At 67.9% G+C, this 12351-nt stretch carries 13 protein-coding genes; 5 read left to right on the forward strand and 8 right to left on the reverse strand.

From position 1 onward, the window contains the following. Window positions 1-18 precede the first annotated feature (18 nt). The 3 genes from ASE61_RS19070 to ASE61_RS19080 all read left to right on the forward strand — a co-directional run bounded on the left by ASE61_RS19070 (window position 19) and on the right by ASE61_RS19080 (window position 2268). Window positions 19-303, forward strand: a complete 285-nt coding sequence (locus ASE61_RS19070) for a hypothetical protein (protein WP_139163494.1) — start codon at window positions 19-21, stop codon at window positions 301-303. A 70-nt stretch (window positions 304-373) separates the two neighbouring features. Continuing rightward, a complete protein-coding gene (locus ASE61_RS19075; protein ID WP_061969595.1) occupies window positions 374-1816 on the forward strand; it encodes an MFS transporter in 1443 nt (480 codons plus the stop codon). 137 nt (window positions 1817-1953) lie between these two features. Further along, window positions 1954-2268 carry a hypothetical protein gene (locus ASE61_RS19080; protein ID WP_185745076.1) on the forward strand — a complete coding sequence of 105 codons (315 nt, stop codon included), beginning with the start codon at window positions 1954-1956 and terminating at the stop codon, window positions 2266-2268. A 12-nt stretch (window positions 2269-2280) separates the two neighbouring features. Here ASE61_RS19080 and ASE61_RS19085 read toward each other — a convergent pair whose 3' ends face one another. From ASE61_RS19085 to ASE61_RS19120, 8 genes are all read right to left on the reverse strand, one after another. Beyond that, the gene (locus ASE61_RS19085) at window positions 2281-3645 is read right to left on the reverse strand and encodes a sigma-54 interaction domain-containing protein (protein ID WP_061969598.1); all 1365 of its coding nucleotides are present in this window, start codon (window positions 3643-3645) and stop codon (window positions 2281-2283) included. Window positions 3646-3689: 44 nt separating this feature from the next. Further along, complete coding sequence (gene fliN / locus ASE61_RS19090) at window positions 3690-4040, reverse strand: flagellar motor switch protein FliN (protein WP_061969600.1); 351 nt, start codon at window positions 4038-4040, stop codon at window positions 3690-3692. Window positions 4041-4051: 11 nt separating this feature from the next. Then, the gene (locus ASE61_RS19095) at window positions 4052-4642 is read right to left on the reverse strand and encodes a FliH/SctL family protein (protein ID WP_061969601.1); all 591 of its coding nucleotides are present in this window, start codon (window positions 4640-4642) and stop codon (window positions 4052-4054) included. Window position 4643: 1 nt separating this feature from the next. Beyond that, window positions 4644-5723 (reverse strand): flagellar motor switch protein FliG, encoded by a 1080-nt coding sequence (fliG, locus tag ASE61_RS19100; RefSeq protein ID WP_061969603.1) that lies wholly within the window; start codon window positions 5721-5723, stop codon window positions 4644-4646. A 14-nt stretch (window positions 5724-5737) separates the two neighbouring features. Beyond that, window positions 5738-7435 (reverse strand): flagellar basal-body MS-ring/collar protein FliF, encoded by a 1698-nt coding sequence (fliF, locus tag ASE61_RS19105; protein ID WP_082617559.1) that lies wholly within the window; start codon window positions 7433-7435, stop codon window positions 5738-5740. Between the two features lie 201 nt (window positions 7436-7636). Beyond that, the gene (locus ASE61_RS19110) at window positions 7637-7912 is read right to left on the reverse strand and encodes a DUF1153 domain-containing protein (RefSeq protein ID WP_038359348.1); all 276 of its coding nucleotides are present in this window, start codon (window positions 7910-7912) and stop codon (window positions 7637-7639) included. A gap of 107 nt (window positions 7913-8019) precedes the next feature. Continuing rightward, window positions 8020-8682 (reverse strand): flagellar hook assembly protein FlgD, encoded by a 663-nt coding sequence (locus tag ASE61_RS19115; protein WP_061969605.1) that lies wholly within the window; start codon window positions 8680-8682, stop codon window positions 8020-8022. Between the two features lie 15 nt (window positions 8683-8697). Further along, the gene (locus ASE61_RS19120; protein ID WP_156407156.1) at window positions 8698-10191 is read right to left on the reverse strand and encodes a flagellar hook-length control protein FliK; all 1494 of its coding nucleotides are present in this window, start codon (window positions 10189-10191) and stop codon (window positions 8698-8700) included. A gap of 252 nt (window positions 10192-10443) precedes the next feature. Here ASE61_RS19120 and mnmA point away from each other — a divergent pair, with 252 nt between their 5' ends. Further along, entirely contained in the window at window positions 10444-11628 is a 1185-nt protein-coding gene (gene mnmA, locus ASE61_RS19125) for a tRNA 2-thiouridine(34) synthase MnmA (RefSeq protein WP_082617560.1), read from the forward strand. Window positions 11629-11665: 37 nt separating this feature from the next. Next, window positions 11666-12322 carry a class I SAM-dependent methyltransferase gene (locus tag ASE61_RS19130; protein ID WP_061969609.1) on the forward strand — a complete coding sequence of 219 codons (657 nt, stop codon included), beginning with the start codon at window positions 11666-11668 and terminating at the stop codon, window positions 12320-12322. Window positions 12323-12351: the final 29 nt, after the last annotated feature.

The following is a 12351-nucleotide window of genomic DNA, read 5'->3' on the forward strand; positions in this document are numbered from 1 at the left end:
ACGATATTGGAGGTCACCTTGAATCGACGTTCCTTCCTGACGAGCCTTGTCGGCGGCCTCGCGGTTGCCGGCATCGGCGGCACCGCCATGGCCAAGAACCTGGTCGAAGCGGCCCCCGCGCCTGTCGAACCCAAGGCCGGAGACATCGACCCGGCCCTGAAGGCCGGCCTCGACGAGAGCGATGCCGAGTTCACCCAGTACTATCGCCGGCCGCGCCATCCCCGTCGCCCGCCCCCGCCGCCGGTCCACCGTCGCCGCCGGCGGCGCGTGGTCCGCAACGGCCGGGTCTACTGGGTCTACTGACCGGTTCAGGGCCGGCACCATGGGGTGCCGGCCTTTCCTTTGACCATCGATCATCAGGGGGACAGCCGGCATGACAGCGCCGGACAACGCTCAGACAGGCACGATCGCCACCGACGTGCCCGCACGGCTCGACCGCCTGCCCTGGTCGCGCTTCCATACGCTTGTCGTCGCCGCGCTCGGCATCACCTGGATTCTCGACGGGCTCGAGGTCACGCTTGCCGGCTCGGTCTCGGGCGCCCTCAAGGAAAGCCCGGTCCTCAAGTTCACCAATACCGAGATCGGCCTCGCCGGTGCCGCCTATATCGCCGGTGCGGTGCTGGGCGCCGTCTTCTTCGGCTGGCTCACCGACCGGCTCGGCCGCAAGAAGCTCTTCACGATCACCGTGCTCGTCTATCTCTCTGCGACGGCCGCCACTGCCTTCTCCTGGAACGTCACGAGTTTCATCCTCTTCCGCTTCCTGACCGGCATGGGCATCGGCGGCGAGTACACCGCGATCAACTCCACCATCCAGGAGCTCGTCCCGGCCCGCGTGCGCGGCTGGACCGATCTCGTCATCAACGGCTCGTTCTGGATCGGCGCGGCGCTCGGCGCGTTCGGCTCCATCATCCTGCTCAACCCCGCCTGGATCGACCCGGAATACGGCTGGCGCCTGGCCTTCTTCATCGGCGCCGCACTCGGCCTCGTCATCCTGTTCCTCAGGCAATGGATTCCGGAAAGCCCGCGCTGGCTGATCAGCCACGGCCATCCCGAGCGTGCTGCCGCGATCGTCGCCGATATCGAGCGCCGCGCCGGCTTCGTTCCGTCCGCCGGCGAGGTCCTGCCCCTGACCCGGTTGCGCCCGCGCGCCGCGACACCGCTCGGCGAGGTCTTCCACGTGCTTTTCGTGGCGCATCGCGAGCGCGCTTTGGTCGGGCTGGCGCTGATGCTGTCGCAGGCGTTCTTCTACAACGCGATCTTCTTCACCTACGCGCTGATCCTCACCGATTTCTACGCCGTGCCCTCGCAGCAAATCGGCTGGTTCATCCTGCCCTTCGCCGCCGGCAACTTCCTCGGTCCGCTCCTGATCGGCCGGCTCTTCGACACGCTCGGCCGCCGCGTGATGATCGCCGCGACCTACGCGCTGTCGGGCCTGTTGCTGACCGGGACCGGCTATCTCTTCTGGAAGGACTGGCTCACCGCCTCGCAGCTCACCCTGTGCTGGAGCGTCGTCTTCTTCTTCGCCTCGGCCGCGGCAAGTTCGGCCTATCTCACGGTCTCCGAAACCTTCCCGGTCGAGATGCGGGCGCTCGCCATCGCGATGTTCTATGCGGTCGGCACCGGCGCGGGCGGCATCGCCGGCCCCTGGCTCTTCGGGATCCTCATCGATACCGGGTCGCGCGGCAGCGTCTTCGGCGGCTACCTGCTGGGGGCGGCGCTGATGCTGGCGGCGGCGGCCATTGCCGGGCGTTTCGCGATCCGTGCGGAGCGCCAGCCGCTCGAAAGCGTGGCGCGCCCGCTCAATGCGGTCGATTGACCATGGCCCGCCCGTAACCATAGCGCGCGAAAGCCGGCCCGATGGAACAAAGCATCATTTAAATGCATTATCCCACACTGGCATTCCCTGTCTAAGAATGCCGTGGGAGATGTGGTGACAACAGCCTGGAGGCCGTCGTGGACAGACGCTCATTCCTGATGACACTGGTCGGTGGCTTTGCCGCTGCCGGCATGGGCGGCATCGCCGCCGCCGAAGCAGCCCAGCCCAAGCTGGCACCGCTGCCGGATGCCGAGCCCAAGCAGGGCGACGAGGCCGTTACCGCCGAGATGAAGGAGGCGCTCGACAAGACCGACGCTGAATTCAGCCAGTATTACTACTATCGCCGGCCGCGCTACTATCGCAGACCGCGCTATTATTATCGCCGGCCGCGATATTACTATCGCCCCCGCTACTACTATCGCCCGCGCTATTACCGCAGGCGCTACTGGTAAGCCTTTTCCGGGTCAGGCCGCGCTGATGCGCGTCTGACCCGGCTCGGCGACGGTGATTCCGGCCGAGGTATACTCGCTGAGCTTGTTGCGCAGCGTGCGGATCGAGATCCCCAGGATCTTGGCCGCATGCGTCCGGTTGCCCAGGCAGTGATCGAGCGTGTCGAGGATCAGTTCGCGCTCGACATCGGCGACGGTGTGCCCGACCAGCGAACGCGTCATCGCCTCGGCGGTCTGGGCCGCGCGCGCCGCGGGATCACGCGACGGAGCCGGCGCCAACGCCTCCCCTTCCGGACTGAGTACCGCCGAGGCCGTGATCTCCGGCCCGCTCGCCAGCAGCACCGCCCGGTGCATCGTGTTCTCCAGCTCGCGCACATTGCCGCGCCAGGCGCCGGCCAGCAGGAGCTTACGCGCATCGGCCGCGATCGGCCGGGGCGGCAGGCCGTTCAGATCTGCGTATTTCCTGGCGAAATGCTCCGCCAGGACAAGGATATCGCCAGGCCGCTCGCGCAGCGCCGGCAGGCGCAGGTGCACGACATTGAGCCGGTAGAGCAGGTCTTCGCGGAAAGCGCCGTCGCGCACCGCCTCCGCGAGGTTGCGGTTCGAGGTCGCGATGATCCGGATATCGACTTTGACCGGCTGCGTGCCGCCGACCCGGTCGATCATGCGCTCCTGCAGCGCCCGCAGGAGCTTGGCCTGCAGGCGGACATCCATCTCCGAGATTTCGTCGAGCAGCAGCGTGCCGCCATTGGCCTCTTCGAATTTGCCGATGCGCCGCGCGATGGCGCCGGTGAAGGCGCCCTTCTCATGGCCGAACAGTTCGGATTCGAGCAGGTTGTCAGGGATCGCCGCACAGTTCACCGCCACGAAGGGCCGGTCCTTGCGTCCCGATTTCTGGTGCAGGTGGCGGGCGATCACCTCCTTGCCGGTGCCGCTCTCGCCGGTGACCAGCACCGGCGCTTCCGAGCGGGCGATCTGCGAGGCGAGCTGCACGACACGTTCCATCGCCGGATCGCGCCAGATCAGGCGGGACTGGTCGGCCGCGACCGCCTCCAGCACCGCCGCGATCAGCTCCGGATCGGGCGGCAACGGCACATATTCCCGGGCGCCGGCCTGGATCGCCGCGACGGCGGCGCGCGTATCGGTCGAGGTGCCGCAGGCGACGATCGGCGTGCGGATGCGCTCGGCCTCCAGCGCCGCGACATAGGCCGCGATCGGCTGCACGACGTCGATCATCAGCAGGTCGGCGCCCTTGGCGCGCAGCACGGCGAGCGTCTGGTCGAGGCTTTCGGTATGGGTCACGGCCGCGCCATGCGACATGGCGATCTTGGCGGCCGCGATGATCTGTCCCTTGAGACCGCCGGCGATGATGAGGCGCATGGCTCAGGTCCTTCTGTTCTTTGTCAGTATGGCGCGATCGGCTCTCACCGGTCCGCCTTGATGATTTCCGTCATGGTCACGCCCAGGCGGTCCTCGACGACGACGACCTCCCCGCGCGCGACCAGGCGCTCGTTGACGAAGATGTCGATCGCCTCGCCGACGCGCCGGTCGAGCTCGAGCACGGCGCCGGGCACGATCTGGAGCAGGTCGCCGACCGCGACCTTCGAGGAACCCAGCACCGCGGACACCGTGACCGGCACGTCGAAGACCTGCTCCAGGTCCTCGGCCGTCTTCACCGGTACCGGACCCGAGCGCGCGACGGACATGTCGCCCTGGTCGAAGGACAGGTCGGCCTGGTTCAGCGGCGGCAGGTTGAGATCGTTCTGCTGGCTCATGGCTCAGACCTTCATGGTTCCGCGTGACCATGGCCGAACACGCGGGCGACCGCCTGCTCGACCAGAGCCGTGAGTTGCTGGCTGTCGAGGACGAAACCGCCCTCCGCCCATTCGATGCGCCCGTCGCCAGGCGCGATGTCGGATTGCCCGAGCACCATCAGCTTGCCGGAGAAGCCGTGTTCCATCGCGAGCTTGCGGACCAGCTCCTCGGCAGCCTCGACCACGCTCTCATGGACGCGCAGGACCAGATGAGGCGCGGTGCGGGCATGGCTCAGGCACTCCCGGATCGCCCCCGACAGCGCCGCCAGCGGCTTTTCCGCAAGCGCGGCGCCGGCCAGCGCCTTCGCCGTCACGATCGCGACCTGCGCCGCATGTTCCTCGATGGCAGCCATACGGGCCGCTTCCTGTGCGAAAAGCCGCTCGGCCGAACGCGCGAGCTGCCCCGTCAGGCCGGTGAGCTGCGACTGCGCCTCGCGATGCGCGTGTTCCTGCCCGGCATGGAAGCCCTCCGCGCGGGCGGCGGCGAGATCGGCCTCCCCGGCGGCCTTGCGGCCTCCTTCGCGGAAATCCGTCCCGAACATGAACTTGGTCGCAGCAGCCATCTCAATAAACCAGTTCGTCGTCGGCGTTGCCCTTGGACAGCACGATCTCGCCCTTGTCGGCCAGGTCCTTGGTCATCTGGACGAGCTTGGTCTGGGCCTCGTCGACCTCCTTGAGGCGCAGCGGACCCAGGCCTTCCATGTCGTCCTGCATGTTCTTCGACGCGCGTTGCGACATCGCACCGAAGAAGAAGTCCCGCATCGACTGGCTGGCGCCCTTGAGCGCGCGTGCCAGCGTGTCCTTGTCGACCTGGCGCATCAGCGTCTGCAGGCCGGCCGGGTCGAGCTTGGCGAGATCCTCGAAGGTGAACATCAGGGCGCGGATGCGCTCGGCCGATTCCTGGTTCGAGGCATCGAGCGCCGAGAGGAAGCGCATCTCGGTCTGCCGGTCGAAGCCGTTGAAGATTTCCGCCATCATCTCGTGCGGGTCGCGACGGCGCGTCTGGGTCAGCGTCGAGACGAATTCGGTGCGCAGCGTATTTTCGATATGGTCGAGCGCTTCCTTCTGGATCGATTCCAGCCGCAGCATTCGCCCGACGACCTCGATCGAGAGATCGTTCGGCAGGTTGCGCAGCACGTTCGCGGCATGCTCGGGCCGGATCTTCGAGAGAATCACCGCGATGGTCTGCGGGTATTCGTTCTTGAGGAAGTTCGCCAGCACCACCGCGTCGATATTGCCGAGCTTCTGCCACATGTTGCGACCGGCCGGCCCGCGGATTTCCTCCATGATCAGCGCCACCTGATCGGTCGGCAGGATTTTCTCGAGCAGCGAGATCGTCCGGTCGAAGGAGCCCGTGACGGCACCGGCGCTGGAGAGCTTGCCGACGAAGTCGAGCATCAACCGTTCGACCTCGTCGGCATCGACGGTGCCGAGCTCGGCCATGGCGCGGGTGATGATCCGGATCTCGTCGTCGTCGAACTCCTGCCAGATCGCGCGGCCGTGCTCCTCGCCCAGCACCAGCAGGATGACGGCGGCGCGCTGCGGGCCGCTCATCTCGGCGACGGTGGTCACGCCGAAGCCGCCGCCCTCGATGGCGTCCTGGAAACCGGTATTGCGCGTTGCGATGGATCGGGTCTCGGCCATGGTTCAGCGCTCCGTCACGCTGCTGACTTCTCGTGGATCCAGCTCCGCAGCACCGCCACCGAATCGGACGGGTTCTGCGAGACCAGAGCCCCGATCTTTTCCACGGACTGCGCCTTGAGCTGCCCCTTGACCTGGGCGATCGCCAGCATCCGCTCGGAGGGCGCCGGGTCCATTTCCACGGCCAGCGCCTCGGCATCGGAACCGGCCATGGCCACCGCCCGCCCGCTGCCGGCCGGGTCTCCCGTCGCGCCGGGCGGGCCTGCGAGGACCGTGCCATTGCGCATGAAGGAGGGAATCGCGCGGACATTGCCGTTGTCGGAGGCCAGCACCTGCTTCAGCAGCGGGCGCACCACGGTCATCAGCACGATCAGGGTCAGCAGCGAGATCACGCCGAGCTCGGCGAAACGGACGAGATCCTCCCTGGTGAAGGAGGTGAGCTGCTGCATCAGCGTCTGCTCGGCCAGTTCGGCCGGCGGCGGCGGCGCCTCGGCGAAGCGCAGGTTGACGACCTCGACCTTGTCGCCGCGCCCCTGGTCGAAGCCGACGGCGGTGCGCACCAGCTCGCCGATCCGCTCCAGCTCTTCGTTGTTGCGGGGCTGGTAGGACAATTCGCCGGCCGGGCTGCGGCTGTAGTTGCCGTCGACGAGGACGGCGACCGAGAGCTTCTTGACCCGCCCGCCCTCCAGCACCTCGGTGCGGGTCGTGCGCGAGATCTCGTAATTGGCGACTTCCTCGTTCTTCGAGGAATTCTCGCGCTGGTTCTGCTGCGCGCCTTGCGCCTGTTGCGCACCCGGCAATTCGTTGCCGACGGTGACCGTGCCGTTGCCGCCCTCGTTCGTCGTCGAGGCCTCGGTCCGGTTCTGGCTGGAACGCAGGACCCGGCTTTCCGGGTCGAAGCTCTCGGAGCGGCTCTCGACGCGGTTGGTGTCGAGCGCGGCCGAGACCTGCACCCGCGCCCGGCCGTAGCCGACGACGCTGGCGACGATATCCTCGACCTGCGCCTTGAGGCGCTTCTCGATCGCGGTCTGGCGCTCCTCGATGCCGAGCCCGATCAGGCCCTGGTCGCTCTGGGCTCCGTCCGCCAGAAGCCTGCCGCGCTCATCGACGATCGACACCCGCTCCGGCTTCAGCCCATCGACGGCCGAGGCGACGAGATGGCGCACGGCCCGGACCTGCGCTGCATCGAGATCGCCCGCAAGCTTGAGCGCGATCGAGGCGCGCGGCGCCTCGCGATCGCGCTCGAACAGCCGCCGCTCGGGAATGACGAGATGGACGCGCGCGGCCTGCACCCGCCCGATCGAACGGATCGTACGCGACAATTCGCCTTCCAGCGCCCGGAGGTGGTTGATGTTCTGGACGAAGCTGGTCGAGGAGAAGGCATCGCCCTTGTCGAAGATCTCGTAGCCGACGCCGCCGCCGGCCGGGATGCCCTTGCTGGCGAGGTCGAGGCGCAGGCGCGGCACGTCGGCCTTCGGCACCAGCACCGTCTGGCCGTCGCCGCGCAATTCGTACTTGATGCCGCGGGCGTCGAGATCCTTGAGGATGGCGCTGACGTCCTGGCTCCCGAGGTCCGCGAACAGCACGCTCATCGCCGGCTGGGACATCTTGAGCATGACGAAGCCGAAGAAGCCGACGAGCACCAGCGTGACGGCCAGCATGGCCGCCAGGCGCGCCGCGCCGAATTTGGCAAACTGCTCGATCAGGCCGCTCACGCCGTCATCCGTCCCACAGAATCGCAGGGACGGCGCACCTGCTCCGACCCACTAGGCAAGTTTTTCCCAGTGCATGGTTAGCGGCCGGTTAATTTTTGGATGCGGATCGTTAAACTTTCCAGGCGGAGGTTCGCGCAAACGCCAAAGGCGCCGGCCCTGTTCGGGCCGACGCCTTTGAAAAGAAACGTGAATATCTGTTTCTTACTGGCGGTAGTGCTGAATCCGGGTCGTCCGCAGGCCGGCGAGGCCATGCTGGTCGATCGACATCTGCCAGCTCAGGAACTCGTCGACGGTCAGCGTATAGCGCTGGCACGCCTCTTCGAGGCTGAGCAGCCCGCCGCGCACGGCTGCCACCACCTCTGCCTTTCGCCGGATGACCCAGCGCCGGGTATTCATCGGGGGCAAGTCCGCAATCGTCAGCGGACTTCCGTCCGGTCCGATCACGTATTTCACCCGCGGTCGCAATGGCTCGGTCATGGTACTCTCACACAACTCAACAGAGCTACTGAGGGCATCATAGGCGGGCGGCTTTAAGAATTGGCTAAAACGATCGCTCCGGATGTCCACGACTGATTCGCAGCCGGTCACTCGCTGCGGACCACGCTCTTGACCTTGTCGATCGGGATGCTGATCGAGCCGATCTTGAGCATCGGGATCGACGAGGTGAAGTCGACGCCGTCGACCACGCCGCTGATCTGCGTCTTCGCCGTGACGCTCTCGCCGGCGACGTTCTTGGCATCGATCGTAATGCTGTACTCGCCGTCCGGCGCCGCGGTGCCGACCGAGGTCGAGCCGTCCCAGCTATAGGTCTGGTCGCCGGCAGTCAGCGTCTTGGTCAGGGTCTGGACGACGCTGCCCTTCGAATCCTTGATGGTGATCGTGGCGGTGCCGGCCGAGGCCATGTTCACCTTCCAGTCGGCCTTGCCGTCGATCAGCCGGGTCGTCGTGCCATCGGCGGTGACCGTGGCCCCGATGAAGCCGACCGCGTTCGTCGCCGTCCCGGCGGCGCTGAGGCTGAGCAGGGAGCCGAGCGTCTCGTTGGTCCGGAGCTGCTGCTCGACGCCGGCGAATTGCACGAGCTGGGCCGTGAACTGGTTGGTGTCGAGCGGGTCCAGCGGCGACTGGTTCTTGAGCTGCGTCGTCAGCAGCGTCAGGAACTGGTCGAAATTGTTGGCGATCCCGCTCGTGGAGCCGGTCACGCCGCTGGTGCTGCTGCCCGATGTGCCGCTGGTTCCGGAAACCGCCATGGCGCTGGTCCTCGTTCAGATGCTGAGATCGACGCCGCCGAGCCGGATGAGACGGCGCTGCGGGGCGGGGTCGATGGAAAGGGGGACGTCCTCGGCGAGTTCGCTGCCGTTCGGCTGACGCGGGCGCTGCGGCGCCTCGTCCTGCTGGCGGTTCTGGCGGAAGGCCGATTGGTCGGACGGGTCACGCAGGGTGATGTCGACGCCGCCATCGGACGGTTTCAACCCGGCCTGTTCGAAGGCGCGCTCCAGCGTGCGCGCATCGCGCTGCAGGAGGTGAAGCGTCTCGACGCGGTCGACGACCAGCCTGGCGCTGACCTCGCCCGCGTCGGAAATCGACAGGTTGACGTCGACGCGGCCGAGCTCATCGGGATCGAGCCGGATATCGAACTGCCGCGAGCCCGACATCGCGCGCAGGCCGATCTCGATCGGCACGACATGGATCGGCGTCGGCTGGCCGTTCGCCGCGCTCTGCCCCGGAGCGCCGGGAGCCGCGCCCGGCGCAGCACTCGGATCGAAGGGCTGAAGCAACCGGTCATGCCCGGATTTTCCGGGCGCCTGCTGCAGCAGGGTCGAGAGATCGAACGGGGCGGCCGGCTGCTGCTGAAGAGCGTCGAGCGCCTTGGCCTCGGCGGGAGCCTGCGCACCCTTGGCGGCAGCCGGCTGGTCGGCTTTGGCGAGGACGTCCGCAAATTCCTGCGCACCCTGCCCGACCGTTCCGAGAGCCTGCACGCCACCTGCCGCAGGCTTGCCCTCGGCAGCCGCGGCGATCCCCGCCTGCGGGTGTTCCGGCGCCGCGGCCGCAATCAGCGGCAGCCCCGCGGTTGCTGCCGCAAGCGCCAGCTTCGCTGCGCCCGTCTTCGTCGCGCCCTCGCTCGACACCGCTTCCGCAGCATCGTCCGCAGCAGCATCGATGGCGATCGATGGCCCCAGCGGAAGCAGAGCGGGTCCGATCACGACCACCCCCGGCGTCGCCGCGGCAGGGCTTTCGGCCACCGGAGCGGCAGCCGCCGCCGCGACCTCCCCCTTGTCCTCGGCGGCCGCCTTGCCGTCTCTCTTGGTCGCGCCCTCGCGGACCTCGCCCGCAACCTCCCCGGGCTCCGCCGCCGGTTCCTCGCCGGCAGCTTCGGTCCGGGCACCTGCCTGGGCGGCCGCCATTGCGATCAGGAACGCGATCCCGCTCGCATCGGCCTTCGCCGCTTGCGGCGCAGGCTTGCCCGCCGGAGCAGGCGCCGCCGGCACGGCAGCCGGCTGGAGCCCGTCCAGCCGCGCGCTCACCTTCGCGGGGTCGACGATCTGGTCGGCGCCGCTGATCTCGTTGGTCGCAGCCGGTTCCACCGTGGCAGCCACCTTCGCGGCCGCGCCGGTCTTCACCGTCCCCGCGACAGTCGCCTCCGCCTCCGGCAGAACGAAGACCTCGCCAGTCTCCTGCGGCTCCGCCTGACCGGCGCGCGAACGGGCAGCCGGCGCTTCGGCAGAGGCCTGATTAGTGAACACAGACTGGATCGGCATGAACGGTCCCGTGACGCGGGCAGCAACGCGCCCGACCCAGCCCAGCAAGTTGCAAGCCAGAAACAGCCCTTTCTGAATCAAGGCCTTAGCGCCGATGCCCCACAGCAAGCGGGCAAGATGAGCCCGGTTTCCCGGCGCAGGCCGGCAGGATTTGCCGATCCTGCTGGCGGCGCCCGGCCAAAGCCGGTATAGAGCCCGCAGATGCGCCGAATGCCCGCGCCAGCCCCCGAGCCAGCGACGACCCAGCCGAGAATGACCGCTTTCCGCAATTCCCTCGACATCGCCAAGCCGCCCGCGGCGACACGCGTCGTCGCGGCGATGTCCGGCGGCGTCGATTCCTCAGTAGTCGCGGCCCTGCTCAAGCGCGAGGGCTATGACGTCGTCGGCGTCACGCTCCAGCTTTACGATCACGGCGCCGCGGTGCATCGCGCCGGCGCCTGCTGCGCCGGCCAGGACATCCACGACGCCCGCCGCGTCGCCGAGACCATCGGCATCCCGCATTACGTGCTCGACTACGAAAGCCGCTTCCGCGATGCGGTGATCGAGCGCTTCGCCGAAAGCTACCTCGCCGGCGAAACGCCGATCCCCTGCGTCGAGTGCAACCGCACCGTGAAGTTCCGCGACCTGCTCGATCTCGCCAAGGAGCTCGGCGCAGACGCGCTGGCGACCGGCCATTACGTGCTCAGCCGCGACCTCGGCGACGGCCATCGCGGCCTGTTCCGCGCGGCGGATGCGAGCCGCGACCAGAGCTATTTCCTCTATGCCACGACGCAGGAGCAGCTCGACCTGCTGCGCTTCCCGCTCGGCCATATCGACAAGGCGCAGACCCGTGCGCTCGCCACCGAGCTCGGCCTCGCCATCGCCGACAAGCCCGACAGCCAGGATATCTGCTTCGTGCCGAACGGCCGCTATGCCGACGTCATCGAGCGGCTGAAGCCCGGCGCCGCCCGCCCCGGCGACATCGTTCATCTCGACGGCCGCATCCTCGGCCATCATGACGGCGTGCTCCACTACACCGTCGGCCAGCGCAAGGGGCTCGGCATCAGCGCGAGCGAGCCGCTCTATGTCCTGCGGCTCGATGCCGACGACGCCCGTGTCATCGTCGGCCCGCGCGAGGCGCTGAGCGTCGGCGAAATCCGCCTGCGCGATCTCAACTGGCTCGGCGAGATGGCGCTCGATGCCCTGCCGCCGGAAGGTCTCGACGTCGCCGTGCGCGTCCGCTCGACCCGCGCCCCGCGCGAAGCCCGCCTCTTCCGCGACGAGGACGGCCTGCGCATCGAACTCGCCAGCGACGAGGAGGGCGTTTCGCCCGGTCAGGCCTGCGTGATCTACGCCGATGCCGGACCCGGCTCCCGCGTCCTGGGCGGCGGCACCATCCTGCGCCGCCCACTCGCCCTGCCGGCCGCGCCCTCACCGGCCGCGCTCGCCCTGTCCTGATCGCTCAGGCCCCGCTCTTCCGTTCGGACTCCAGACCATGCCGGTGACCTACGACCTCGACAGCCAGAAGCGCGTCTATGCGACCTGGGCCAAGTTCTACGACCGGATCTATCAGCGCATGCTGGCGCGCCCGCAGCGCGAGGCGGTCGAAGCGGCCTGTGCCTGCGGCCCGGACATCCTCGAGATCGGCGTCGGCACCGGCCTCACACTGCCCTATTTCACGCCGGACTCGCGCGTATTCGGCGCCGACCTGTCGCTCGACATGCTCAAGGTCGCCCACCGCAAGGTCGAGAGCCAGAAGCTCGACCATGTCCACGGGCTGATGGTGATGGATGCCTGCCGGCTCGGTTTCGGGAAGGAATGCTTCGATGCGGTCACCGCGCAATTCGTGATCACGCTCGTCCCCGATCCGGAGCAGGCGCTGGCCGAGATGGATCGCGTCCTCAAGCCCGGTGGCGAGATCATCATATCGAGCCGCCTCGTCGACGACGGCGGCCTGCTCGCGCCGTTCTGGAGCGCGGTCGCGCCCTTGTCGAAGGCAATCGGCTGGAGCTCCGACTTCAAGGTCAGCCGGCTGACCGACTGGGCGCAGGCGACGGGCCGCTACGAGACGGCCCATGTCGGGCGCGGCTATTTCAAGGTCGTCCGGCTGCGCAAGCTGGCTTCTGCCGATAACGCGCAATCCAAGGCTTGACGCACCCCGCTCACGACGCCTATATCGCG

Source organism: Allobosea sp. Root670 (assembly GCF_001429415.1).
GTDB lineage: Bacteria > Pseudomonadota > Alphaproteobacteria > Rhizobiales > Beijerinckiaceae > Allobosea > Allobosea robiniae.